The following is a 23,391-nucleotide window of genomic DNA, read 5'->3' as shown; positions in this document are numbered from 1 at the left end:
GACGACAGTAGCATAACAAGGGGGAAGAGCATGCCAGCCGCTTCACAGATCAGGGCGCTTATTGTTGATGACCAGTCCTCCATCCGTCAGGTTCTGGCCAACAGCCTGGCGCAGCTTGGATTTACCAGCATTGCCCAGCGTAAGGATGGCAAGGAAGCTGTAGAGTATCTGGAGCAGAACCCGGCGCATCTGGTTATTTCAGACTTCAACATGCCGGTCATGGATGGTCTTGCCCTGCTCAAAGCGGTGCGTGGCAACCCCAAGACCCAGAAACTGGCGTTTATCATCCTGACCAGTGAGGCCAGTAAGGAACTGGTGCAGGAAGCCGTTAAGGCCGGTGTCAATAATTTCCTTGCCAAGCCCTATACCGTGGCCAAGCTGCGGGAGGTTTTGGAAAAAGTGTTCGGACCCATAACGTGACACAAGGCTTTGCGGTTACAACGGTTGTCCAGGGCGAGGTGGTTATCTCGGCCGATCCTTCGACTGTACTGGTAACGCTGCTGGGCTCCTGTATTTCGGTCTGCATGTATGACCCTGTGGCCGGGATCGGGGGCATGAATCACTTTCTGCTGCCAGGTGATGGCGGCGGGCAGGATGGCGTTGCCATGCGTTTTGGTGTCAACTCTATGGAAATGCTCATCAACGGCATTCTTAAGGGGGGTGGCAACCGGGCCAGTCTGGTGTGCAAGGCGTTTGGTGGGGCGGCTGTCGTGCCATCGCTTGGACGCATCGGGCAGGAAAACGTTCAGTTCGTGACGGATTATCTCAAGGACGAAGGTATTCCCTGTGTGTCGCAAAGCTTTGGCGGCAATCAGGCGCGGCGTGTGCGTTTCTGGCCGACAACGGGCCGTGCCCAGCAGAATCTTGTGCAGGACGCCCAGACGGTCGGACGGCAGGAAGAAGCCTACAGGCGGCGCGAGACAGAAGCCGAGCGCAAATGGGCCAAGGAAGTCGATTCCGGCGTGGAACTGTTCTGATCGCCGGGGATGGGAGAGGACAATCACAATGCAGGATCATGCCATCATGACACCTGAGGCCGACGGCCATGAAATTACGGTGCATGAAGCCATTGTGCGTGTCACAGGGCTTCTGGATGTGGTGAGCAGGGATCTCCTGGGCGTGCAGCACGCCATGGACGAATGCGTCAAAGGCCATCATCTGGCTGAGGATGAAGCCCAGAGCCTGCAAAAGCTGGACTCAGCAACCCAGACTGTCGAGGCACTGGCTGCGGTTTTAAAAAACCTGACAACCCACGCAGGCAGTGGGGTGGCCTCCACCATCCCGCTGACAGACCTGCATCAGGGTGTTTCCCTGGGCAAGGTCGTGCGCGTTCTCAAGGGTGAACCCGCACCCGAACTGGTTGCTCATGAACATTCGGGCGAGGTTGATCTGTTCTGACAGCCGTAAGGCTGTTACCTGCCGCCCCTTTTCTATAAGGGGCGGCAGGACAGGGGTCAGATATTCAAGGTATCGCGCAGGCGATACCACTGCTCAAACGCAGGCACGGCTGCGGGAGCCGCCCAGTGGAAGGGATGGCTTGGAAAGCGCAGACCCGTAAATTCCGAAAAACCGTCCCGCTTGTCCATCAGTTGCAGGGCAATTTTGCGTCCGAACCAGGTGGAGCGTGAAACCCCCGTGCCGCAGTAGCCCATGGCGTAATACAGCCCATCTGGGGCACGGCCGAGGTGGGGGAACTCATCAAACGTATAACCGATCTGCCCCGACCAGGCATGGCTGACAGGCATATCGCCAGCCTGAGGGAAGACTTTCAGCAGGTCGCGGGCCAGATGGGCATAAGCGCGGGGGGAGGCAGCTGGTGCGTTGCGGCCAACCCGCCCACCCCACACCAGCCGAGGCTCATCCGGCGCGCTGCGGAAATAGGCAAAAACGCGGGCTGAATTTCCATACATGCGCCCGGTGGGCATAAGGTCACGCAGGCGTTGCGGGGGCAGCGGGGCTGTGGCGATCAGGGCGGAGGTCACAGGCACCACACGCTGGCGGCAGAACTGGCTGACCTGCTGGCGGTAGCCGTTGGTGGCAATAATGACATCCCGCGCACGCACGGTGCCGCGTGATGTTTGTAGGACAAAGCCTGTGCCATCGGCCTGCGCTTTGGTGACGGCAGTGCCCCCCATAATCACGCCGCCAGCCTGTTGCACCCGCTCGCTCAGGCCCGCATGGTAGAGGCCGGGGTGCAGGCTGGCATCCTGCGGCAGAACAGCCCCCCCGTGGAAGAAGGTGGTCGCAATCTCACGGTCCTGCTCGGCACGCGGCACCATGAAGGAGTCCACGCCTGCATGGCGCTTCAGGTCTTCCATGTCGCGGGCCATGGCGTCGTAATGTTCGGGCTGCACAGCCCCGCGAAAGCGCCCGCAGCGGGTAAAGTGGCAGGCTATATTTTCATCCTGCACAAGGGTTTCAATGTGGTTGAGCATGGCTACACCTTCGTGCAGCAGGGCTTCGGCCTTTTTTTGCCCCATCATGTCAATCAGCGTGCGGACCCGGAACTTCTGGTTGCCCGACCCCACCTGCCCGCCATTGCGGGTTGAGGCCCCATAACCAGGCCGCCCGGCGTCCAGCACCAGGGCAGACCGCCCGGCCCGTAGCAGGGTGAGTGCCGCCGCCAGCCCCGTAAAGCCTGAGCCGACAATGACGACATCGGCCTGCGCGGGCAGGGGGGGCGGTGTGGTTTCAGGCGGCAGGCGTTCCCACCAGTAGGGCGCCATGGTCAGGGCGGCCGCGCGCCCCTGTGCCAGTTCGGCCAGTGTTGCAGCAAGGGGGGGAGTGGAAGAGGCCGCCAACGTGTGCTCCTGCGATATGTGATGTATCGGTACCGAATCGTAATGACGGTGCCGGGTCGCAGCAAGGGTCAGCGTTTGTGGCGTGCAGGGCAAGAGTCTGTGGCGCGTATGGCCATGTGTGTGGGGCAGGGGTGTGGTGGCCCCTGCCCGCAGGTCTGCCTGTCAGTCGGCAGCCAGAGGCATGTTGTGTTCGACCATCGCCTTGGTCACATGCTCCTCCACAGCGGTGGTGATCTTGTCCACCTGCTTGGCGAAGATATGGTCGGCTTCGGGGAAGACCCGGTAGTCCACTGCAACACCTTTCTGGGTGTTCAGCTTGTCCACCAGTTTGTGGATGGCGGGTTCGGGGGCCATGTCGTCCTTGCCGCCCGCAATCATCAGGCCACCGCAGGGGCAGGGAGCCAGAAAGCCGAAGTCATAATGCGCAGCAGGCGGCGCAATGCTGATCCAGCCGGTAATTTCGGGCCGACGCATCAGCAACTGCATGCCAACAAACGCCCCGAAGGAATAGCCTGCAATCCACAACCCGCTGGCGTTGGGGTTGATCATCTGCATCCAGTCGAGGGCGGCTGCGGCGTCGGAAATTTCGCCAATGCCCCCGTCAAATCGGCCCTGCGACCGGCCAACCCCGCGCGAGTTGTAGCGCATGACCGAAAAACCCATTTTTTCGAACGTGCGATACAGCCCGTAGGTGATCCGGTTGTTCATGGTGCCACCGTGCAGCGGGTGTGGGTGCAGCACGAGGGCAAGCGGGGCGTTGGGCTCGTTTGAATGGTGATAGCGCCCTTCAAGACGCCCATCAGGGCCGGCAAACATAACCTCTGGCATGTAGGTTCCGCTTGATCATGGGTAAGGCGTCCGTGGGCATGACGCTTCCTGGTTTTATGACTGTTCCAGCGGGGGACGATGCCACGCCCGGGCTGGAACACGCGGGCCGTAACCCGCGGGAACGTTGGTCAGTACTGTCTGGCCTGCCAGAACCGTGGCGGCCAGTCAGGCATATGGTGTCACAGCCGGGGTGGTGAAAGGGTGACAAGACCATTCCGGCGTTGACGTCATACGCAAGACGGGCATAATCAGACCCGATGCTCCCGCTGCCGCTGATGGGCCGGGGTGCTGTCTGCCTGACTGTCCGGTTGCAAAATGCCCTGTGGCGCTGACCATGTGGCACTCTATAGCGGCTGTGCGCCCCGGATTTCCACATAAATCGTTATGATGGCAGGCCTGCACCCCAGACAGAAGGGTTCCCGCCACCGCTATGGCTACAGGATGATCCTGCCCATGACTGTTTCCATGTCCCCCTCTACCCCGCGTGGCGTGGTCTATCTTGACGCCAATGCGACCGAACCGCTGCGCCCCGGTGCGGCGCAGGCCATGGTGGATGCGGCCCGCCTTGTGGGTAATCCGTCCTCCGTGCATGCCGCAGGGCGCGCGGCCCGTGCGCTGCTGGAGGAGGCCCGGGGTACGGTCGCACAGGCACTGGGCGTGGCCCCCCTCAACTGCGTGTTCACATCAGGCGGGACGGAGGCCAATGTGCTGGCCATGCAGGGGCTTGGGGCTGGGCGGCGCTTCCTTGTCGGGCGGACCGAGCACGACGCCGTACGTAAGGGCATGCCAGCCGGTGCGGCTACGGAATGGCTGGAGGTTGACGCCAACGGACAGGTTCGACTGGACCTGCTGGAACAGGCACTGGCCCAGCCCGATGCTTCCCCGGCCTTTGTGTGCCTGATGCTGGCCAATAACGAGACTGGGGTCTTGCACCCCATGGCGGAAATTGTCCGGCTGTGTCAGCGCCATGGTGCCCATTTGCATGTTGATGCCGTGCAGGCCGCAGGGCGTATGGCGCTTGCGGTGGAGGATCAGGGTTTCGACAGTCTGGCGTGTTCTGGCCACAAGATGGGTGGCCCCAAGGGGGCAGGGGCCTTGCTGCTGCGCGGGCCTGCACCAGCCCGTCTGACACCTGTTTTTGAAGGCGGCGGGCAGGAGCAGGGGCGGCGTGGTGGCACACAGGCGCTGCCTGCCATTGCGGGGCTTGCCGCCGCACTGGCGGAGTCGCTGGCCCAGCCGGGTACGAGTGCCCCGCTGCGTGACCAGTTGGAGCAGGCCGCCACCGCTCATGGGGCGGTTGTTTGTGGTGGGCAGGCCCCCCGCTTGGCCAACACCAGTTGCCTTGCCCTGCCGGGGCGCGGGGCACAGGGGCAGTTGATGCGGCTTGATCTGGACGGGTTGTGCGTGTCTGCCGGGTCGGCCTGTTCTTCTGGCAAGGTTGCGTTTTCCCATGTGCTGGATGCCATGGGGCTTGGCCCGCTGGCAGGGCAGGCCATTCGCGTCTCTCTGCCTTGGAATGTCACCGAGGCGGATGTGCAGCACTTTATACAGGCTTACGCCCGGTTGGCTGCCGCCCCAGCACCGGCGGCTTTGGTGTAGGGGGCATATCCATGACAGCATTGTATTTCGACCACGCCGCCACCACCCCCTGCGACCCGCGTGCGCGCAAAGCCCTGCTGGACGCGCTGGAACAGGAAAACGCAAACCCTCATAGCACCACGCATGCCTCGGGTCGGGCTGCGGCGCAGATGGTGGAACAGGCCCGGGCCGATGTGGCCGCGCTGATTGGTGCGGATACTCGTGAGATCATTTTTACATCCGGCGCAACCGAGTCGAACAATCTGGCCATCAAGGGGGCAGCGCGGCATCTGGCGTCCATGGGCAGCGTGCGCAGGCGGGTCATTACTCTGGCGACCGAGCATAAATGCGTGCTGCAAAGTGTGTCCGACCTTGGGGCGGAGGGGTTTGAGCCTGTTATTTTGCCGGTACAGCCTGACGGTCGCCTTGCGCCAGAAGTGCTGGCCAATGCGCTAGCAACACCGACGGCTCTGGTGTCCATTTGCACGGCCAATAATGAAACAGGTGTCTTGCAGGACATGCCCCTGCTGGGTGGGCTTGTGCAGGAAGCAGGGGCTTTACTCCACTCTGACATGGCCCAGGCCGCTGGCAAGGTTGAGGTGGATGTCAGGACCATGAAGCTGGCCCTGGGGTCCATTTCTGCCCACAAGCTGTATGGCCCCAAAGGGGTGGGCGCGCTGTACGTGCGGCGCAACCCGCGCGTGCGCCTGCAACCGCTGTTTTCCGGCGGGGGGCAGGAGCGTGGTTTCCGTTCTGGCACATTGCCGGGCTTTCTGCTGGCCGGGTTTGGGGCCGCCTGCCGTGTGGCCCGTGCGGAGCTGGCGCAGGACCGGGCACATCTGGCCCATGTGCAGGCCGTGCTGCTGGACAGGCTGGCTGCGGTGTTGCCGGGCTGCTGTGTCAATGCGACCGAAGCCCCGCGCCTGCCCGGTATTATCAGCCTGCGCCTGCCTGCGGGTGTGCAGGCAACCGATGTCGTGGGGCATCTGTCGGGGGTGGAGGTGTCCTTGGGTTCGGCCTGTTCATCCGCCGTGCTGGAGCCTTCCTACGTGCTGCGTGCGATGGGGTTGAGCATGGACGAGGCAGGAAGAAGCTTGCGTCTGTCCCCCGGACGTTTTACCTCAGCCGCCGATGCGGAGCGCGCGGCGGAGGGTCTGGCACAGGCTGTCCAGCGGGCGCGGGCGGCGGACCAGCCGCAACCGCCACGGTAACAGCGGCCTGAGTGTGCGGCCGTGACCGGGTCTTTTCTTTGGCAGGATGGAAACCAATGCCCCAGATGACGTTTGTTGAACAGGACGGAACGGAACGCACAGTGGATGCCCCGGTCGGGCTGTCGGTACTGGAAATCGCGCATAAGCACGATATTGATATCGAAGGCGCGTGCGAAGGTTCGCTGGCCTGCGCAACCTGCCATGTGGTGGTGGACCCGGCCTGGGCCGACCGGCTGGGCACCCCGACCGATGATGAAGAAGATATGCTGGACCTGGCCTTCGGGCTGGAAAAGACATCCCGCCTGGGGTGCCAGATTGTGATGACCGATGCGCTTGACGGCCTTGTGGTGCGTCTGCCGCGCAAGGCCTGACACAGCGTTAGAGCAGGAAGGTAGCCGCCCATGCGTATTCTTGTCGCCATGTCCGGCGGGGTGGACAGTTCCGTGGTGGCCGCGCGTCTCATGGAAGAAGGCCACGAGGTCGTGGGCGCTACCCTGCAACTGTATGACGCGCGCGGTGCCGCCAAAAAGGGGGCCTGCTGCGCGGGGCAGGATATCCGTGACGCCCGTGCTGTGGCCGACCGGCTGGGCTTTCCCCACTATGTGATTGATGCGGAACAGCGCTTTCAGGACAGCGTCATCGACCGCTTTGCCGATGCCTATGCGGCGGGGGAAACCCCTGTGCCGTGTGTCGCCTGCAATCAGGGCGTGAAATTTACCGACCTGCTCGGCCTTGCGCGCGACATTGGGGCCGGGGCCATGGCCACGGGCCATTATGTGCGCCGGGTGGAAGGCCCACAGGGGGCGGAACTGCATCGGCCGGTCGATGCCTCGCGCGATCAGAGCTGGTTCCTGTTTGCCACGACGCGCGCGCAGCTTGATTTTCTGCGCTTTCCTCTGGGTGACATGCCCGACAAGGCCAGTGTCCGCCGCGAGGCTGAGCGCTATGGGCTGGTGGTGGCAGGCAAGCCCGACAGTCAGGACCTGTGTTTTGTCAGTGACGGGTCTTATGTCGATCTGGTTGAGCGCAAGCACCCTGAAATGGCAGGCCCGGGTGACATTGTGGACCAGAACGGCCGCGTTGTCGGCCAGCATGAAGGTGTCATGCGGTTTACCGTCGGGCAGAGCAAGCGGCTGGGCAATGCAGCCCGCCTGCAGGGTGAGCGCCAGATGGTTGTTGGGGTGGAACCTGGGCGGCGGAGGGTCATCATTGGTCCGCGCGCGCAGGCATTTGTCAGCACTCTGGCGGTGCGGGATGTCAACTGGCTGGTGGATGCCCCGCCCGAAGGGCTGGAATGCCGGGTGCAGATGCGAGCGCGGGAAGAGCCACGGCCCGCACGGGTTGTCCCCACGCCCGAAGGGGCTGCTGTGTTTCTGAGCGAACCTGCCATGCCCGCCCCTGGACAGGCCTGTGTTTTTTATCAGGGCAGTCGTATTCTGGGGGGCGGATTTATCTGCCGCACGGAGTTGCCCGTGCAGGAACAAGAGGAAACAATGGCACATGGTTGACGGGCGTCTTGTCATAGGAACACGGCGGTATTCCTCCTGGTCCCTGCGGGGCTGGCTGTGTGTGCGTCTGGCCGGGCTGGCTGTGCGGGTCGAGGCTCTGCGCCTTGCCGGTGGGGGCAAGACGGTTGAAATCAAGGCGCTGTCCCCCAATGGCTGTGTCCCGTATCTGGAGCATGAGGGTGCTGTGGTGTGGGACTCCCTCTCCATTGCGGAATACTGTGCGGAGTTTGCCCCCGGCCTCTGGCCGTCCGACCGCTGTGAGCGGGCTCGGGCGCGGTCCATTGCTGCGGAAATGCATTCAGGCTTCCGTGGTGTTCGCTCGGCCCTGCCCATGAACCTCGGTCGGGAAGCCCGCCCCCTTGCGGCCGGGCTGGATGAGGCTGCGTTGGCTGATATTGCCCGCATCAACACACTCTGGACCGAGCAGCGCCGCCAGTACGCGCAGGAAGGTCCGTATCTGTTTGGGGCTGCTTTTGGCAATGCGGATGCCATGTTTGCCCCCGTCGTCAGCCGCTTTCTGTCCTACGCGGTGCCGGGCCTGTCAGAGGAATCGCAGGCTTATATGCAGGCCGTGCGGAACCACCCCTTGATGCGTGAATGGGCGGACGAGGCCAGCCGCGAACCGCAGGGCTGGCAGTTGGATATGTATGAAACCATTCCCTGACGGCGTGGCCAGTATCGCCGATCTCGCCAGTGCTACCAGTACGGGCGTAGCCCCGCGTGTTCTGACAGTCCTGCCGATGAAGGAGCGTTTCGCCTTTACCGGGGCGGGCGCCATTTCCCTGCTTGTGCGCCGCATGGCGCTGCCGGGGGAAACGGTGGTGGGGGCCATGCCAACAGGCCCGGTGTTTGATGATGTGCCGTTCAGGCCAGTTCCCAAGGTGTTTTCGCTCCTTGGGGCCAGAGCAGCATACGCCAAAGGGGTGTGCCAGCTTATCAATCAGCTAGGCCCCGATCTGGTGGAAGTGCATAACCGACCGGACTTGGTCCTTGCCCTGCACAAGGTTTTTCCCAACCTACCCATGGTGCTGGTGCTGCATAATGACCCCTGTGGCATGCGGCGGGCCCGTACTGCGGCTGAGCGGACAAAACTGGCCCGTTGTGTGGCGGTTGTGGCCGTGTCGGAATGGATACGGGAACGCTTTGTCAGCCAAGGCACGCAGGCGTGTGTGACGGTGCTGCATAACAGTCTCGATTTTTCGCAGATGCCGCCCCCAACGCCGCTGACAGAGCGTGCCCCCGTGCTGTTATATGCTGGGCGCATTGTGGCCGACAAAGGGGTGGATTCCTACGTGGCGGCCTGCGGCCTACTGTTGCCCCGTTATCCGCAATGGCGGGCTGTGATGATGGGGGCGGACAGGTTCGGGTACGATTCGCCCCAGACTCCCTTTCTGAACAACCTGCTGCCCAAGGCGCGGGCAGCGGGGGTGGATGTGCAGGGTTATCAGCCGCACGCAGCGGTGCTTCAGGCCATGAGCAAGGCGGCTATCCTTGTTGTGCCCAGTCGCTGGGCCGAGCCTTTTGGTACGGTAGCATTGGAGGGCATGGGCAGCGGGGCTGCATTGGTCACGACGCGCAATGGCGGGCTGCCCTATGTCGCCGGTCCTGCTGCGGTGTATGTTGACCCCGATGACCCGGTGGAACTGGCCGCCCAGCTTGAACGGCTGATGTGCGATGCCCCATTGCGGGAAAGCTATGCTCAGGCTGGCCTTGAGCGTGCCCGTCAGTTTGATAGTCGTGACCTGCGCGCGCGCCGGGGCTTGTTGCAGGCGGATGTCGTGCGGGCCTGGCCAGGGCGCAATCTTTTTCAGGACTGATCCTACGGACCGGACAGATCACCCTATAGGAATCGGGGTGAAGGGGCCTCTGGTCCCTTCCGGGTTTCAGGGCAGAGCCCTGAATAAACAATCACGCAGCATCGTTTTCCCCGTAGCAGGAAACCAGAGCCTATCGTCGTAACGCGCCCTTAAGGGAGCCATGGACCTGCTCGTCCTTGAAAACTACCGGAGCCAAAATAGCTCTGGTAAATCCAGCTTCCGACAGAGGGTACCCAGTAAGCTGGGTGAAGGCGGGACAAAACCAGCGGTTAAGGGATTACTTTTCCTGCCAGCCACAGGCTTGGAGAGCAGCCCGCATGCCTGCACGGGGCGGCGCAATGGCGTTGATGGTGGGGGATAGTGGCAGGCTGAGGCTCCGGGCCAGCAGGTGCAGCCCCTGCGGGTGAGGGCTGCCGTATAGGCTGTCACCCAGAATGGGCCAGCCCATGGCAGCACAGTGCACGCGCGCCTGATGGGTGCGTCCGCTTTCCAGTTCCAGTTCCAGCCAGCACAGCCCGTCGGACCGGCCCAGCACTGTCCAGCGTGTGGCAGCCGTTGCCCCTTTGGGGTCGGTGGTGACCATGCGCCAGCCAGTCGGCGTGTTCACCTTGGCTAACGGCAGGGTAATACGGCCTTGGGGTTGCTGCGGACCACCGCTGACAATAGCCCAGTAGGTTTTGGTGGCCGTGTGGGTGGCCAGTGCCTGCTGGATAGCCAGAAGCGGCTGCTTGCGCAAGGCAATGGCCAGGCAGCCCGATGTGTCGGTATCTAACCGGTGAGCCAGCCAGGGACCATCCTTGCGGCGTGACAGCAGACCAAACCAGTCTTCCACACTGGGGCCGCCAGAAGGGCCGGGGTGGACAGGCAGCCCCGCGGGCTTGTCGATAATGACAACATGGGGGCTTTCGTACAGCACCGAAGGGACAGACAGGAGCGCCATGGTGTTAGTCCTCCCTATTGGGGCCGACAAGCACCTTGCGGCGGCCGACATGGTCGGCACGGCTGATGACGCCCTCTTTTTCCATCTGCTCGATCAGTTTGGCTGCCCGGTTGTAGCCGATGGACAGGTGGCGCTGGATGAAGGATGTGGAGGCCTTGCCTTCCTGTGTGACAATAGCCACGGCCTCGCGATACATATCGCCTTCGGCATTGTCGCCGCCGCTGTTGCCTTTGCTGCTGCCGGAGGGGGCGCTTTCGTCCACCGGGTCAGCCAGCACGTCCTCATCATAAATCGGCTCGCCCTGTTCCTTCAGGAAGCCGACTACCTGTTCCACCTCGCTATCCGCCACAAAGGGGCCGTGGACACGGGTAATGCGCCCACCACCCTGCATGAACAGCATGTCGCCCTGACCCAGAAGCTGCTCGGCCCCCTGTTCGCCCAGAATGGTGCGGCTGTCGAACTTGCTGATGACCTGGAAGGAAATACGCGTGGGAAAGTTGGCCTTGATGGTACCGGTAATCACATCGACCGAGGGGCGCTGCGTGGCCATAATGACATGGATGCCCGCAGCACGCGCTTTTTGTGCAAGACGCTGGACACAGGCGTCGATTTCCTTGCCTGCGGTCATCATCAGGTCGGCCATTTCATCAATGATCACGACAATATAGGGCATGGGGTCGAGGGTAACGGACTGTTCCTCAAACACCGGGTTGCCGGTTTCGGGGTCAAACCCTGTCTGCACCCGACGGACCACGACTTCGCCATCGGCGCGGGCCTCGGCGGCGCGGGCGTTATAGCCGGCAATGTTACGCACCTGCATATGCGCCATGGTGCGGTAGCGGCGGTCCATTTCCCGCACAACCCATTTGAGGGCGTTCACCGCCTTTGGCGGCTCCGTCACCACAGGGGTCAGCAGGTGGGGAATACCGTCATAAATCGACAGTTCCAGCACCTTGGGATCAATCATGATCAGGCGGCATTCATCCGGCGACAGCCGATAAAGCAGCGAGAGGATCATGGCATTCACCCCCACGGACTTACCGGAGCCCGTGGTGCCCGCCACCAGCAGATGGGGCATGCGTGCCAGGTCGCTAAAAACAGGTTCCCCGGCAATGTCCTTGCCCAGTGCCAGGGGCAACTGGCCGGGGTCTTCCCGCCAGGTGGGCTGATTGAGCAGTTCGGACAAGTAAACGGTTTCACGCGTGTGGTTGGGAACCTCGATCCCCATGACACTGCGGCCCGGCACGGTGGCGATACGCACGCTCAGCACGGACAGGGAGCGGGCAACGTCGTCCGCCAACCCGATGATACGGGCCGAGCGTATGCCTGCCGCAGGTTCCAGTTCGTACAGGGTTACTACAGGTCCGGCACTACGGCCGACAATTTTGCCCTGCACACCATAGTCCGCCAGAACCTGCTCCAGCAGGCGGGCGGTGGCATCCAGTACTTCGGGCGATGGGCCGGAGTTTCCATGTAGCGGGGCCGGACGCAGAAGGGACAGGGAGGGCAGTTCCCACCCACCCCGGCGGCTGGCAGTTGCCGCACGGGCTGCGGTCTCTTCTTCCTGGTTGGTTGAGCCGGAAAACAGCCGTCCCAGGAGTCCGTTGCGGGCAGGTTTGTCCTGCACCGGGGGCGCTGGGGTGACGATGGGAGCATGTTCCGCAACCGCCTGCGGCACGGGGGTGCGGACAGGTGCTGGCGCAGGTGTGGGTTCAGGGCCGCTCAGCACAAGGGCGCGGCTGCTGGAACTTTCCTGTGGTGCGGCAGGGGCCGGGGCATGGCTGACGGGGCGCGGAGGAGGTGGTGTGTCTTCGTCCTCATCATCAAACAGGCTGCCCGACGGTAGTGTGCTGCCATAAAAGGGGTCGGCCCCGGTGGGGGCGGCATAGCCGGTTGAAGGCGTGTCGGTAGCGGGCTGGGGACGGGCTGCATAATAGCGCACAAAGCGCTGGGCGAGCCTGCCGGGGAGTGTAACAAGCATGTGCACCACACGCCCGATTGCCGCCCATTCATGGCGGCCAAGGCCGGTAGCCAGCGCCATGAGCAGGACGAACAGCAAGCCCCCCATAAGCCACAGCACCATGCCTCCAGCCGGGCCGATTGCGGCCATGCCAGCAGAAATGGCCAACTGCGCGATGGAATGGCCAATGCCCCCCCCAATGCCAGCCTCGGTTGGCCAATGGATGTCTGGCAGGGCTGTAAAGAGAAGGGGAATGGCCGCCAGCAGCGCCCCCGATACCGGCAGCAGACACAGCACAGCCACAGCGCGCATGCCAAAGACAGCCCAGGTCTCGCGCCCTGTCAGCCGGTGACTGAGAAAGCGCCAGCCCCATGCGGTCAGGATGGCGGAAGGCAGCAGCGCACCCAGGCCAATGCCCTGCAACAGGCCATCGGCCAGCACAGCGCCGGTGGCACCAAGCAGGTTGGTGGGTGTCTGGGTGGTGGCAGTGTCAAAGGACGGGTCAGCGGGATTATAGGTGGCTAATGCCACCAGCAGCGCGCAGGCCAGCCCGCACAGCACAAGCCCGCCCGCTTCCTCCAGCCGCAGGCGGATCATGCCTTTCTGGGGGGAGGGTGTGTAACTGCCTGCTTTTGAAGGACCTGTGCGCGCCAATGATACGTATTCCTGACTCCGTAAACCGGGACATGGAGCCTGAAGGGGTCAGGCTGTCACCAACGGAGGGTTGCAAACAATGATCCTCCTTCATAGCAGCCCTGGCGGATTATTGTGAACCGCCTTGGAGTACATAGAGGCAACAGGGGGACATTGTGGAGCACGAGGAAGGCTGCGTGGAGGAGGTAGCGGCGTGCACAAGAGAGTCTGTCTGGCTGGTATTCCAGCCAGTGCCAGATGGGCTTACCCGTGTGGGTAGAGGCAATGGCCCCCGTTGCGTCAATACGCTGGGGGCAAATACATGTGCGGGAAGAATACCCTGTTTTAGAATAGGGCGTCGGTTTCCAGATCGAGGGAATCGGAAGCAGTTGTCCCTTCCAGGCCCGCGCAGACGTTCTCGGCAATTTCAATCAGCGGCGTCAGAGAGGCCTGCGGGTCCAGAATGGCGCGGATACCATAACGCTGGGCTTTGTTGGCCAGGGTTACAAACAGGCGGCGGTCTTCTTCCGCAGTCACGCCGGTTTCAATGGTGTTGGCCTTCATGATCATCGACCACAGGCGCTGGTGGCGGTCCAGTGCGGCATTGCGCACAGCAAGATCCTGCGTGGCGGCTGCAGTTTCCAGATCCTCAAGCAGGAGCTTGAAACAACTGGTTTCGGCGTCTCTGCCTGACAGGGAATAGCCTGCCACGCTTTTATAGGCCCTCATTGCAGGGTGCGTCATCATCATGCCATCAATGCCATTGTGTTGTGCCTGGCTGCATAATTTTATTCTGCGCCATCAAGAAAACTTTACACCTCCCAAACCGCCGTGACTAGGGGTTGTCGGAGGTGCCGTTATTTGAAAAATGCAGACCGGGGCTTTTGCTTTACGGCCCCTTACTGCCGTGAGGGTTTGAGGGGCTGTGAGCGGTTGGTCGGCTGAAGGGGCTGGGGTTTCAGCCACCAGGAGGCACTGTCACCGCCATCGGCTGTCTGTTCCGTGCGGCTGCTGGTGTCGTCATCCCCACCATGAGGGGGACGGAACGTACGCACCCCGGCCAGATATTGGGAAATCAGGTTGACGCGCTCAGGGATCATCACCCCCATGACGGCGGAAACCTTGCGCGGCGTCATTTTGCTGACAATCGATACCAGCACATGAATATCCATGATGTTGAAAACAGCCGCCGCTTCCTTGGCGGGCATTTCCTCATAGATCTTCACAAGCCTGTCGGTCTCGGCGGAGACAGTTTCACGGTGCGCGGCCTGTTTTTCCGCCAGGAGTGCAAGCGTTGCATCCAGGTTGCGCATTTTTTCTTCCAGCGCCAGCTTGGCGGCGTCCAGAACGCGCTTTTGCTCGCCGAGAGCTTTTTCCTGCGTGCTCAGAGTAACCTGACGGGCCAGAATATCCTTGACCAGTGATGTCTCCGCTTTGCGCGTCGCAGGGTCAGCGGCCACTGTGGTGGCGCCCGGTTTCATCCCCGCGCAGGAGATATTGTTCGGGCAATCCTGTGCCTCAGCCTGTGGGGGGGCTGTGGCCGGGGTCTGGGCAGCATCTGCCGTGGCGGACGGGGGAGAGGATGGCGTGTCATAGGCATCATCCCCACCCTGCGGGGTCAGCGGGGTCAGCGGGGTCCAGCCTTCTGCCGCGTTGCGGGTGGCCTCGGTGTTCTGACCGTCGTTTGTGGCAACGGCAGGCTTGTCCGGCCCGGCTGCTGCTTTTGCAACGCCGGAGGCACCTTCCGCCATAGCCTGACCGACAAGGGACTGCCCGCCGGATTCAGCGCCATCGTCACGGAAGTGTTCCGCAAGGGCGTGCATGTTCATCGCCAGAAGAAGTGTCATCAGGCTTGATGAGATATGCACAAGTTTCCCGAATGACAGACGGGGTATCAGCATCACAACCTAGCCTGCTTGGAGTTTTTTCTGTCGGTTGTCACAAGGTGCTTCTGTGGCTGGGGCCTGAAGCGCGAGAGTTGGAGCAGCGGGGAAAGGCTGGTCCCATAATGTCTGGACACGGTCATGCTGCTCCTGGCCAGAGGCTCAACGCATGCGCCAGAACCATTCCCACTCCTGACCCCGGCGTTACGTTCATACCGCCAGAAGGCCATGGAATACTGTCTCTTATGGTGATGCGGCGAAGGGGGTTGCCGTGTCAAGACATGGACAGGCCTTTGGCATGTCTTTACAAAATCTTTAACTCGGCGTGGCTTTTGGGTCTGGCCATGCTCAGACATCATTACGGATCGCCAGTGCGTCTTGCAGGCCTGACTGAGTCACGTAATGGCCTGACGGTGCGTAGCAGGTGTTTTCCTGCGGGGCTTCGGTCACAACAAGCCGGATAATGGCATTCTGGGTATCAATCGCCCCTTGCAGCAGCATGCGGTTGGTACGCACCAGTGCCCCAAAGCGCCGTGCTTCCTGCTCCGCTGCGGGGGAGACGGCGTCCGGAGTGGCGGCGGCCTCCTTGCTGGCAGCCAGGGCCTGCTCCAGACGTGCCATTTCCTTCTGTTTGGCGGGCAGCAGCTTGCCGACTTCCTGCAGCTTGCCTGCGCCCAGGAGTGTGTTCTCTTCCTCCAGCACAGAGCAGACGGAGCGGAAGCAGCGCAGAAGCTGGGCTTCAGCCTTGGCCTGTGGTGCCTTCATGATTGCGCCTGCTTGTCGGCCTGTTCCTGCATGGCCAGCATCTGCCGGTAAATGCTGTCTGACAGGCCAATGCCACCGCTATTGGCAATCTGCTTGCCCATTTCGAGCACCTGAAGCGAGCGGAACTGTTTTTCAGCCCCGCTGCCACCAAAAACACTTTCGGTCGAATTCAGGGTGTCAAACATGGGCTGGAGCATTTCGCCAATGGTCATGCCCTCGAACTCGGTTGCCGCCTTGCGGGCCTTTTCCGCCTGGCTGGCAGTAACCGTCGCCTGCTGCGTGGCGCTTTGCTGGCCAGCAAGACTGGCCTGGGATGTGAGACTTCCAACGCTCATGCTTTGGTTACCTTACTTCGAGATCGGCCTGGAGGGCGCCATCGGCCTTGATGGCCTGGAGAATGCTGATCATATCACGCGGCCCCATGCCCAGCGCGTTCATGCCGGATACAAGGCTGGCCAGGGTCGGGCCTTCCCGCAGGATACCAAGCCGGTGGCTGTCGTCCGTGCTGGCGGTAATACGGGTTTGCGGCACAACGGCGGTGGTGCCATTGCTGAAGGGGGCAGGCTGGACGACCTGTGGCATTTCAGTCACCTGGATGGTCAGGTTGCCCTGGGCAATAGCCACGGTGCTGATGCGCACATTGTCACCCATGACAATCGTGCCGCTGGCTTCGTCAATCACGACCTTGGCCATGGTGTCGGGCTCAACTGTCAGGTCCCCGATTCGGTACAGGGTCTGCGAGGGGTCAAAACCGGACATGTCGAGGGAGACTGTGCGCGGGTCATCCACCTTGGCCATGCCGCGGCTGACACGACGGTTGATGATGTCCGCAATCCGGGTGGCGGTGGTGAAATTGGCATTGCGGAGCGAGAGGTGCAGAATGCCGTTAGCCCCAAGGGTAACAGGCACTTCACGTTCCACCACGGCACCATTGGCAATATGGCCGTTGGTGGGGATGTTGCGGGTTATGGTGGCGGCCTGCCCGGTCGCGGTAAAGGCGTTTGTAACCAGTGACCCCTGGGCCACGGCGTAGACTGCGCCATCCGCAGCCTGCAACGGCGTGACAAGCAGCGTGCCGCCTGTCAGGTCACGGGCATCACCCACGGCGGAAACAGTCACGTCAATATGCCCACCCCCGTGGGAGAACGGCGGCAGGGTGGCCGTGACCATGACAGCCGCAACGTCATGGGTCTGGAGCTGGATCATCCTGTCACGGATGTTCACGCCCAGACGGTTGAGCATGCCAATCAGCGTTTCACGCGTGAAGATGGTGTTGGTCAGACGGTCGCCCGTGCCGTGCAGGCCGACCACAAGGCCATAACCGACAAGCTGGTTGTCCCGCACGCCTTCGTAATCAACAATATCCTTGATCCGCACCCGCGTGGCATGCGCCGGGGTAAAGGGGACGCAGGTTGTCAGGACGAATGCCGCCACGACAAACAGCCGCAGTGCCCGGTGCACAAGGCCTGTCATGGCCTTGTCGCCTTGGGTGTGCCTGTTCGCGCGGGGGGAATGAGCGCGATAGTCAATGGCCGCCTTGAGGCGCTTCCTCATAGAATTGTCTGCCCTTGCCTTCTGACGCATGTCGCTCTGCTAACTCTTGTGAATGTTACTACAGAATATACTGCCAGACCATGACATTCGCATTGCCGGGCCTCATCAGTTTCCTACAATGGGTAGTGTTTGCAGGGCATTATGAAACCTGGGGTTGAGTGACGGCAAGGTCTGCTCTGGCCCGGTGGAGGGTATGGCGGTGCTGGCCGCATGCTGCCAGGGGCACGCTGCCGGAGTGGTGGGTGTTGTCAGCCAGATACGGGACAGGGCGGGGGCAATCAACCTTATCCTGTCGTTCATGATGTGTCAGATGGGTGCAGCCAGTGCGTTTTGGCAGGGGTGGGTGCCGCTTTTTCTGGCATGTGTTGCAGCGGGTCGGTATAGGAGCGTGTAGCAGACGCCGCCGCGCGCGTGGGGTCGCAGAGGACAAGGGTGCAGGAGGGGCGGCCATGCTGCTGCGGACAGGCTTTTGCAGCGTCAGGACAGGCATTGCAGGCAGGGATGGTGCCACTGGCATGTTGTCCGCCCTGTCATGACTGTTTTTGCCCGTTGGTATGCCCCCTGTATGACTGCGGCTCTGGGCCTTCTGTGCGCTCCATGGCCACAGGCTGCGGCCCGATCGTATGAGGCAGACTTATGCACACGCGCCACCGAGCAGGTGGAACGTGCAATGCGTATCCCCGATGGTTTTCTGTCCGCCATGAGCCGTGTGGAAAGTGGGCGTATGGGCCCCGATGGCATTGTGGCCGCATGGCCATGGACAGTGACGGCGGCCGGAGTCGGCCACTACTACCAGACGCGGGAGGAAGCGGTTGCGGCGGTGGAGACGTTCCGCCAGCAGGGTACATACTCGCTTGACGTCGGGTGCATGCAGGTTAACCTGCAACAGCACCCCAATGCTTTCCCTTCGGTCGAACAGGCGTTCGATCCCGTGCATAACGCGCAGTATGCCGGGGAATTTCTATTACAGTTGCATGAAAAAACCGGAAGCTGGCCACGGGCCGCCGCAGCCTATCATTCCCAGACTCCAGGCATAGGCACCCCCTACCAGTGGAAAGTGCTGGAGGCCTGGGCAGTCCCGCAGGACGGGCGTGATACGCAGGCCAGTCCCCATAAGGTGGCTCATGGCGGCCAGCCGTCACCTTTCCTGCCCGTTGTGGCTGTACGCAGCAGGCCGATCCTGCTCCCCAATGAGGACGGCCAGCCCACAGCGGCAGGTGCACCTGCACCATCGCGTATTTTCCATCCTTTCATGGGCAATCAGCATTTTGTTGAACCAGCCCCCCGCAGGCCCGCCTCGGCTGGCCTGCGGGGCCGAAGTCTTGCTTCGTATCGTGCCGCGCCGGTGGCCATGGCCATGCCGCATCGCCTGCCAGAGGAATAACCCCGTAGCCCTGGCACGTGGGGGCGATGGCCATGGGCTGGTTGGGTTGTACGGGCAGGCACGACAAGGCTATCCATCGCGCTGGCGCTAGCTCTGGCCTCTCGCTTTTGGGGTCTGTGTGGCTTAAGGTTCCCCGACTTGCAAAAGGAGTGCGGGAACGCGCCCCGCAAAACAGGGATTGTCGATGCAGAAGTTTGTTATCAGCCCCACCAGGCATCCTGAACGCCTTGCACGCTTTCGGGCCGTCAATGCGCATGTGTCCGATGTTCAGCATTATCCTGGTGTGGATGCTGCCGACATGAGTGTGGAAGACATGAAGCGCAGGGCGCTTGTGTCTGAAACCTGCGACTTTCCCCCTGCTGTTGTTGCACAGGCGCTGTCGCATGTGGCGCTGTGGGGCAATGTCGCCCAGAGCGGTGCCGCAGCCATGGTGTTTGAAGATAGCGCCGTGCTGTGTGCCAATTTTGAGGCCGAAAGCGCACGGCTTGCCGCCACCTTGCCGCATGATTGGGATATCGTGCTGTGGGGCAGCAACTGTCAGGGCATTTTCCAGCACGAAGTGCAGCCAGGCTTTGTCATCAACATCGCATCCTTTCCGGGGCAGAACGAAAGCCCGATTGCCACGGCGTTTGGTGACCAGCAGGTGACATCCAGCCTGTTCCGCCTGGTGCAGACGCTGGCTCCGTGCGGATATGCCATTTCACCCGCAGGTGCTGACAAGATGATCAAGGGGTGCCTGCCGCTCAAGTCCGTTGGGCTGTCGCTGATCTGCGCGGGGGGCAACTACGTGATGGCGGAATCGCTCGATATGATCATGAACAGCTATTACGCGGACATGGCTTCCTACGTGGCATTTCCTCCGCTGTGCCTGCTGCCCGAGGCCATGACCATGGTCGGCAATAACTGAGAACACACCAGGGAGACTGTCCAATGGTTGCGTGCATTCGGGACGGAAAGCGGAGCCATAACTGGCTGGTGGAGGCTGGCCTGGGGGGGCTGTTGCTGGGGCTTGTTGGTTGCTCGTCCCCCGCAGCGCCCTATCTGGCTATGGAAATGAAGCTGTCCGAGGCCGGGTTTGTCGCCCATCCGGCTGACACCACAGCCCGTTACGCCATGCTGAACACGCTGCCGCCTGGGGAACTGACGTACAGGCCGTCAGCCGCTGGTCGGATTTATGTCTATGCTGACCCGATTGGCTGTGGCTGCGTTTATATGGGCTCTGAATCCGCATATAACGCGCTGACGATGAATGAGGCTGCCCGGCAGAAAAACCGGCGCAAGCCGGTGTCCACAGTCCCCGTCATCCCTGCCATGGCAGCGGAAAACCGGCGTGATACCGCCATGTGGGACTGGAGCGCATGGTCTGTTAATGCAGACCCCGGCCCCAATCAGCCACGGCATGTTATTGGCGGGTACTGGTAAAAGACCAGACCGGCTGGAACCGAGTGTTACAAACCCCGCGCCGTTATCCGGCGCGGGGTTTTGTGTATCAGGACCCCGTGGTGGAGCTGGAGCCTGAGGTCGAGCTGGAAGCGGTGGAGCTGCTTGAAGAGCTTGAGCTCTTGCTGCTGATGTTGCTGACGTTTGTCATGGGCACGGTGACGCTGCCCATTTCCACATTCATATCGGAATCACCCTTGGTGACGGCGGTAATGGTGCCGTTGACCGTGAAGGTGACATCCGACGTGGTGCCTGCGGAATCGATGGTCTTGACGGCAACGTTGTAAGCACCGTTGGCCAGTGTGTTGCCGCTGTTGTCCTTACCGTCCCATGTCCAGGTGTTGGTGCCGGACGATGCGGTGACAACGTCGTTTTTGACAATCGTGCCTGCGGCGTTGGCCACCGCAATCGCCACGCTCTCGCCAGAGGTGCCGGTAAAGCTGAGGGAGGCCGAACCATTCTGCAGCGGCAGCGATGTGGTGGTGGCAGTAGCTGTCTGCCCGACCAGATCGGATGCGGTGTTCAGCTGCGAGCTTTCATTGAGCGAAATCAGGGACGACAGCTTCTCGTTTGTCTCCACCTGCTGTTCCACGCCAGTGAACTGGGCCAGCTGCGTGGTGAACGAATCCGTGCTCATCGGGCTGCTGGGGTCCTGATGCTGCAACTGTGTTGTCAGCAGGGTCAGGAAGGTTGTGTAGTTCTTGGCCAGTGACGACAGGGCGGAGTTAGCCGTGCTGGCGCTGCTTGAACTGGTGGACGATGTCGAGGATCGGGCAGCGGCCTGGGCCGAATCCTGAGCCGCGAGGATAAGTTTGGTCTCGTTACTAATGGCTGAGGTGGTGGCCATGGTCTGTTTCCTTTCCTGTTACCGCCCTGCCGCGTGCTTTACGCGGTAATGTTGATGCCGCTTCGGCCCTGCTGGGCGCTGGACCGCGTTGTATCCACGCTATCGCCAGACAGGGTACTGTCCTGCGTTGTGCTGGAAAACCAGCGTTGCCCGCCTGTGGTCTGGCCACCCTGTTGGTTGCCACCATCACCCGCAGACCAGCCTCCGGCACTGCCGTCGCTGTAACTGCTGTTGTTGCTGGCGTTCTGGTTGCCCGCGTCCCCACTGCTGGAACTGGCGGTCACAATGTCGATTTTCAGATTGCCAACCTGAATCCCTGCCGCGTCAAGGGCTGCCACCAGTTCGTGCCTGTTGTTGGTCAGGTGGTGGGTCGTGGCTTCATCCGCGCTTTGCAGCACAACACTGGTTGTCACGCCATCTACGCCTTCAAGCCGGACATGTACCGGGGTGGCATCTTCGGTCATGACAGTCATGGAGACGGAGGTTGTGCCATCGGCCGCCTGCGTCATGCTGGGTGTTGTGCCCATGGTCTGGCTGTCGGTCGCCTGTGTGTCATGCGATTGCAGGGTCGCGAGAAAATCCTGCGTCGTGGGTGCTTTCTGGCTGTCCTGGGTCAAGGGGAGGGCGGTGCTCCCCGTCATGCCAGCGGGCAGCCTGACAGCCGTAGAGTCCTGCGCGACGGTTTGCTGCTCATCCTCGCTCTGGCCATCAACCGAGGACCCACCCTGATTGCCGCTGTTGTTTTGCAGGCTGGAGTTGATGTCACTGGCAACGGCGCTGACGGGTGCTGCCACCGTGGTTGCGGGGTTGGCGGTCAGCAGGTCTGTTGCTGTGGTGTCAGCAGTTTCGGTTCTGTTTGTGGTGGGCGTATTGGTGGCCCGTGCAGAGGCTGTAGCCTGCTGCTGTGCCGTGGTGTCCACCTGTTGCTGGGCAGTAGCGACTTGAAGCTGCGCGGCAGTATCAGGCTGGCGCGTAGCAGAGCTGGGCTGCGGTGTTTGTGCTGTGTCCGCAGGCTGCGCCAGAGCAGCAGTTGTTGTGGCGGTGGCGAGTACACCGCTGGTGGCAAAGCTATTGCCGTTGGCATCGGTCGTCGGGTTGGCTGTCTGCGTATTGCTGTCAGGCGCAGCCGTATGGGCCTGATTGGCCATCAGGGCGTTCAGGGTCGCTGCAAGCGGTGTGGTATCTGACTGGGAAACCTGCACCCCTGTGACGGAGGCGTTTGCTGGGACTGCACTGGCAGTCGCCTGAACCCCGGCAGAGGCTGCCGTGGTGGGCTGCGTCGCACTGCTGGCTGTGGTCGTGGCAGGTAACGTGCCAGCAATGGCTTGAACAAGACTGGATGCGGCTGTGGCGGGCTGCGCCGAACTGCTGGTTTCTGCCGCAGGCAACGTGCTGGCAATGGCCTGCACCATGGCAGATGCGGCCGTGGCAGGCTGCGCTGTGCTGCTTGTGTCAGTTGCAGGCAGCAGGCTGGCAATGGTCTGCGCCATAGCGGAGCCTGCTGTTGCAGGCTGTGACGTGCTGGCACCCGTATTGATCGTGGAGAGCATGCTGGCGATGCTCTGTGCAATGGTGGATGCCGTCGTTGTGCTGGCCTTGTCAGCGTTGCCTGTGCCTGATGTGGCCACTGTGGAGGCGGCAGACTTCTGGCCAGTCTGAGAGGTTGTATCCTGCTGCGGCTGGGTGGGCAGTTGCGCAGCCATGACCAGTTGCAGCAACGACAGCATGGCAGAGGACTGGGCGGACGAGTCCTCATCATCCGTGCTCTGCGTGGCATCAGTTGTCTGGTCGTCGGTGCTGGTGGCCTGTGTCGTGCTGGTCTTCTGGCTTTGTGGCTGTGGCAAGGGGGACGCCATGGCCAGGGCAGAAGCTGTGGCGGCTGTTGTGGTCTGCACCGTGGCGGGCGGGGTCTGGCTGTTGCTGTCTGTGGCGTCAGCCTGTTCCGTTCCGGCATCATCGGTGCTGGATGTGGTGTTTGCAGCCGGTGGCGTGGTTTTCTGGCTGTCCTGAGTGTTCGTATCCTGCTGGCGCTTGGGCTGCTTGGAAAGACCACTGAGCACGGCGCTGAAGGACGATACGCCCTGTTTGGTGTCATCCGTGCTGGTGGACGTTGCAGAAGACTTGGCTGCTGTTGTTGGCAGCAGCGTGTCAGCCAGCGTGGAGGCCTTTGCCTTGCCGGGAATGGTCGTGTTGGCTGTGGTTTTCAGTGACATCAGACGTTCCCGGTTCCTGGCGGTGTGGC

The 23,391-nt window shown here is 61.8% G+C and carries 24 protein-coding genes; 12 read left to right on the top strand and 12 right to left on the bottom strand.

What is annotated here, in order from left to right:
- Positions 1–30 precede the first annotated feature (30 nt).
- From FLP30_RS03485 to FLP30_RS03475, 3 genes are read left to right on the top strand one after another with little or no spacing between them, the layout of a single operon-like run.
- Positions 31–420, top strand: a complete 390-nt coding sequence (locus FLP30_RS03485; protein WP_149278606.1) for a response regulator — start codon at positions 31–33, stop codon at positions 418–420.
- Positions 417–977 carry a chemotaxis protein CheD gene (locus FLP30_RS03480; protein WP_246856581.1) on the top strand — a complete coding sequence of 187 codons (561 nt, stop codon included), beginning with the start codon at positions 417–419 and terminating at the stop codon, positions 975–977. The genes FLP30_RS03485 and FLP30_RS03480 overlap by 4 nt, the downstream gene beginning before the upstream one ends.
- A gap of 46 nt (positions 978–1,023) precedes the next feature.
- On the top strand, positions 1,024–1,398 hold the full coding sequence (locus FLP30_RS03475; RefSeq protein WP_149278605.1) for a hypothetical protein: 375 nt from the start codon (positions 1,024–1,026) through the stop codon (positions 1,396–1,398).
- A gap of 56 nt (positions 1,399–1,454) precedes the next feature.
- Here the strand turns inward: FLP30_RS03475 and FLP30_RS03470 are convergent, their stop codons facing one another.
- Both FLP30_RS03470 and FLP30_RS03465 read right to left on the bottom strand, forming a co-directional pair.
- Positions 1,455–2,801 (bottom strand): NAD(P)/FAD-dependent oxidoreductase, encoded by a 1,347-nt coding sequence (locus FLP30_RS03470; protein WP_246856580.1) that lies wholly within the window; start codon positions 2,799–2,801, stop codon positions 1,455–1,457.
- A 162-nt stretch (positions 2,802–2,963) separates the two neighbouring features.
- On the bottom strand, positions 2,964–3,629 hold the full coding sequence (locus FLP30_RS03465) for an alpha/beta hydrolase (protein WP_149278604.1): 666 nt from the start codon (positions 3,627–3,629) through the stop codon (positions 2,964–2,966).
- A 453-nt stretch (positions 3,630–4,082) separates the two neighbouring features.
- On the opposite strand from FLP30_RS03465, the gene FLP30_RS03460 reads away from it, so the two are divergent.
- From FLP30_RS03460 to FLP30_RS03435, 6 genes are all read left to right on the top strand, one after another.
- Positions 4,083–5,228 carry a cysteine desulfurase family protein gene (locus FLP30_RS03460; protein WP_149278603.1) on the top strand — a complete coding sequence of 382 codons (1,146 nt, stop codon included), beginning with the start codon at positions 4,083–4,085 and terminating at the stop codon, positions 5,226–5,228.
- An 11-nt stretch (positions 5,229–5,239) separates the two neighbouring features.
- Positions 5,240–6,418 (top strand): cysteine desulfurase family protein, encoded by a 1,179-nt coding sequence (locus FLP30_RS03455; RefSeq protein ID WP_149278602.1) that lies wholly within the window; start codon positions 5,240–5,242, stop codon positions 6,416–6,418.
- Between the two features lie 56 nt (positions 6,419–6,474).
- Positions 6,475–6,789: a ferredoxin family 2Fe-2S iron-sulfur cluster binding protein gene (locus FLP30_RS03450; protein ID WP_149278601.1), complete on the top strand. Its 315-nt coding sequence runs from the start codon at positions 6,475–6,477 to the stop codon at positions 6,787–6,789.
- A 30-nt stretch (positions 6,790–6,819) separates the two neighbouring features.
- Positions 6,820–7,926, top strand: coding sequence for a tRNA 2-thiouridine(34) synthase MnmA (mnmA, locus tag FLP30_RS03445; RefSeq protein ID WP_149278600.1), 1,107 nt, complete (start codon positions 6,820–6,822; stop codon positions 7,924–7,926).
- Complete coding sequence (locus FLP30_RS03440) at positions 7,919–8,590, top strand: glutathione S-transferase family protein (RefSeq protein WP_149278599.1); 672 nt, start codon at positions 7,919–7,921, stop codon at positions 8,588–8,590. The genes mnmA and FLP30_RS03440 overlap by 8 nt, the downstream gene beginning before the upstream one ends.
- Before the next feature lie 76 nt (positions 8,591–8,666).
- The gene (locus FLP30_RS03435; protein ID WP_246856617.1) at positions 8,667–9,743 is read left to right on the top strand and encodes a glycosyltransferase family 4 protein; all 1,077 of its coding nucleotides are present in this window, start codon (positions 8,667–8,669) and stop codon (positions 9,741–9,743) included.
- A 277-nt stretch (positions 9,744–10,020) separates the two neighbouring features.
- Here FLP30_RS03435 and FLP30_RS03430 read toward each other — a convergent pair whose 3' ends face one another.
- The 8 genes from FLP30_RS03430 to FLP30_RS03395 form a co-directional block, all read right to left on the bottom strand.
- Positions 10,021–10,683 (bottom strand): RluA family pseudouridine synthase, encoded by a 663-nt coding sequence (locus FLP30_RS03430; RefSeq protein WP_149278597.1) that lies wholly within the window; start codon positions 10,681–10,683, stop codon positions 10,021–10,023.
- 4 nt (positions 10,684–10,687) lie between these two features.
- Complete coding sequence (locus FLP30_RS03425; protein WP_149280189.1) at positions 10,688–13,240, bottom strand: FtsK/SpoIIIE family DNA translocase; 2,553 nt, start codon at positions 13,238–13,240, stop codon at positions 10,688–10,690.
- A gap of 381 nt (positions 13,241–13,621) precedes the next feature.
- Positions 13,622–13,987, bottom strand: coding sequence for a flagellar biosynthesis regulator FlaF (locus tag FLP30_RS03420; protein WP_246856579.1), 366 nt, complete (start codon positions 13,985–13,987; stop codon positions 13,622–13,624).
- A 188-nt stretch (positions 13,988–14,175) separates the two neighbouring features.
- Positions 14,176–15,177, bottom strand: a complete 1,002-nt coding sequence (locus FLP30_RS03415) for a MotE family protein (protein WP_149278596.1) — start codon at positions 15,175–15,177, stop codon at positions 14,176–14,178.
- Between the two features lie 330 nt (positions 15,178–15,507).
- Entirely contained in the window at positions 15,508–15,924 is a 417-nt protein-coding gene (locus FLP30_RS03410) for a hypothetical protein (RefSeq protein ID WP_149278595.1), read from the bottom strand.
- Positions 15,921–16,259: a rod-binding protein gene (locus FLP30_RS03405; RefSeq protein WP_149278594.1), complete on the bottom strand. Its 339-nt coding sequence runs from the start codon at positions 16,257–16,259 to the stop codon at positions 15,921–15,923. The genes FLP30_RS03410 and FLP30_RS03405 overlap by 4 nt, the downstream gene beginning before the upstream one ends.
- A gap of 7 nt (positions 16,260–16,266) precedes the next feature.
- On the bottom strand, positions 16,267–17,397 hold the full coding sequence (locus FLP30_RS03400; RefSeq protein ID WP_149280187.1) for a flagellar basal body P-ring protein FlgI: 1,131 nt from the start codon (positions 17,395–17,397) through the stop codon (positions 16,267–16,269).
- 186 nt (positions 17,398–17,583) lie between these two features.
- Positions 17,584–17,778, bottom strand: a complete 195-nt coding sequence (locus FLP30_RS03395; RefSeq protein ID WP_149278593.1) for a hypothetical protein — start codon at positions 17,776–17,778, stop codon at positions 17,584–17,586.
- A gap of 232 nt (positions 17,779–18,010) precedes the next feature.
- Between FLP30_RS03395 and FLP30_RS03390 the strand changes: the two genes are divergently transcribed.
- From FLP30_RS03390 to FLP30_RS03380, 3 genes are all read left to right on the top strand, one after another.
- A complete protein-coding gene (locus FLP30_RS03390; RefSeq protein WP_149278592.1) occupies positions 18,011–18,862 on the top strand; it encodes a transglycosylase SLT domain-containing protein in 852 nt (283 codons plus the stop codon).
- Positions 18,863–19,046: 184 nt separating this feature from the next.
- Complete coding sequence (locus tag FLP30_RS03385; protein ID WP_149278591.1) at positions 19,047–19,769, top strand: glycosyltransferase family 25 protein; 723 nt, start codon at positions 19,047–19,049, stop codon at positions 19,767–19,769.
- A gap of 23 nt (positions 19,770–19,792) precedes the next feature.
- The gene (locus FLP30_RS03380) at positions 19,793–20,284 is read left to right on the top strand and encodes a hypothetical protein (protein WP_210419299.1); all 492 of its coding nucleotides are present in this window, start codon (positions 19,793–19,795) and stop codon (positions 20,282–20,284) included.
- A gap of 67 nt (positions 20,285–20,351) precedes the next feature.
- Here the strand turns inward: FLP30_RS03380 and FLP30_RS03375 are convergent, their stop codons facing one another.
- Positions 20,352–21,149, bottom strand: coding sequence for a flagellar hook assembly protein FlgD (locus tag FLP30_RS03375; RefSeq protein ID WP_149278590.1), 798 nt, complete (start codon positions 21,147–21,149; stop codon positions 20,352–20,354).
- Positions 21,150–21,187: 38 nt separating this feature from the next.
- On the bottom strand, positions 21,188–23,362 hold the full coding sequence (locus FLP30_RS03370; protein WP_149278589.1) for a flagellar hook-length control protein FliK: 2,175 nt from the start codon (positions 23,360–23,362) through the stop codon (positions 21,188–21,190).
- Positions 23,363–23,391 lie beyond the last annotated feature (29 nt).

It is taken from the genome of Acetobacter vaccinii, from assembly GCF_008365315.1.
GTDB classification, from domain to species: Bacteria; Pseudomonadota; Alphaproteobacteria; order Acetobacterales; family Acetobacteraceae; genus Acetobacter; species Acetobacter vaccinii.
This window is presented reverse-complemented; position numbering and strand designations above follow the sequence as displayed.

Excerpts from the sequence above, each read along its gene's own strand:
- mnmA (WP_149278600.1), top strand. The coding sequence starts at position 6,820 with ATGCGTATTCTTGTCGCCATGTCCGGCGGGGTGGACAGTTCCGTGGTG.
- FLP30_RS03410 (WP_149278595.1), bottom strand. The coding sequence starts at position 15,924 with ATGAAGGCACCACAGGCCAAGGCTGAAGCCCAGCTTCTGCGCTGCTTC.
- FLP30_RS03380 (WP_210419299.1), top strand. The coding sequence starts at position 19,793 with ATGGTTGCGTGCATTCGGGACGGAAAGCGGAGCCATAACTGGCTGGTG.
- FLP30_RS03385 (WP_149278591.1), top strand. The coding sequence starts at position 19,047 with ATGCAGAAGTTTGTTATCAGCCCCACCAGGCATCCTGAACGCCTTGCA.
- FLP30_RS03415 (WP_149278596.1), bottom strand. The coding sequence starts at position 15,177 with ATGCTGATACCCCGTCTGTCATTCGGGAAACTTGTGCATATCTCATCA.
- FLP30_RS03475 (WP_149278605.1), top strand. The coding sequence starts at position 1,024 with ATGACACCTGAGGCCGACGGCCATGAAATTACGGTGCATGAAGCCATT.
- FLP30_RS03400 (WP_149280187.1), bottom strand. The coding sequence starts at position 17,397 with ATGACAGGCCTTGTGCACCGGGCACTGCGGCTGTTTGTCGTGGCGGCA.
- FLP30_RS03485 (WP_149278606.1), top strand. The coding sequence starts at position 31 with ATGCCAGCCGCTTCACAGATCAGGGCGCTTATTGTTGATGACCAGTCC.
- FLP30_RS03375 (WP_149278590.1), bottom strand. The coding sequence starts at position 21,149 with ATGGCCACCACCTCAGCCATTAGTAACGAGACCAAACTTATCCTCGCG.
- FLP30_RS03370 (WP_149278589.1), bottom strand. The coding sequence starts at position 23,362 with ATGTCACTGAAAACCACAGCCAACACGACCATTCCCGGCAAGGCAAAG.
- FLP30_RS03425 (WP_149280189.1), bottom strand. The coding sequence starts at position 13,240 with ATGATCCGCCTGCGGCTGGAGGAAGCGGGCGGGCTTGTGCTGTGCGGG.
- FLP30_RS03465 (WP_149278604.1), bottom strand. The coding sequence starts at position 3,629 with ATGCCAGAGGTTATGTTTGCCGGCCCTGATGGGCGTCTTGAAGGGCGC.
- FLP30_RS03455 (WP_149278602.1), top strand. The coding sequence starts at position 5,240 with ATGACAGCATTGTATTTCGACCACGCCGCCACCACCCCCTGCGACCCG.
- FLP30_RS03405 (WP_149278594.1), bottom strand. The coding sequence starts at position 16,259 with ATGAGCGTTGGAAGTCTCACATCCCAGGCCAGTCTTGCTGGCCAGCAA.
- FLP30_RS03430 (WP_149278597.1), bottom strand. The coding sequence starts at position 10,683 with ATGGCGCTCCTGTCTGTCCCTTCGGTGCTGTACGAAAGCCCCCATGTT.
- FLP30_RS03395 (WP_149278593.1), bottom strand. The coding sequence starts at position 17,778 with ATGAACGACAGGATAAGGTTGATTGCCCCCGCCCTGTCCCGTATCTGG.
- FLP30_RS03435 (WP_246856617.1), top strand. The coding sequence starts at position 8,667 with ATGAAGGAGCGTTTCGCCTTTACCGGGGCGGGCGCCATTTCCCTGCTT.
- FLP30_RS03460 (WP_149278603.1), top strand. The coding sequence starts at position 4,083 with ATGACTGTTTCCATGTCCCCCTCTACCCCGCGTGGCGTGGTCTATCTT.
- FLP30_RS03440 (WP_149278599.1), top strand. The coding sequence starts at position 7,919 with ATGGTTGACGGGCGTCTTGTCATAGGAACACGGCGGTATTCCTCCTGG.
- FLP30_RS03450 (WP_149278601.1), top strand. The coding sequence starts at position 6,475 with ATGCCCCAGATGACGTTTGTTGAACAGGACGGAACGGAACGCACAGTG.
- FLP30_RS03390 (WP_149278592.1), top strand. The coding sequence starts at position 18,011 with ATGACTGTTTTTGCCCGTTGGTATGCCCCCTGTATGACTGCGGCTCTG.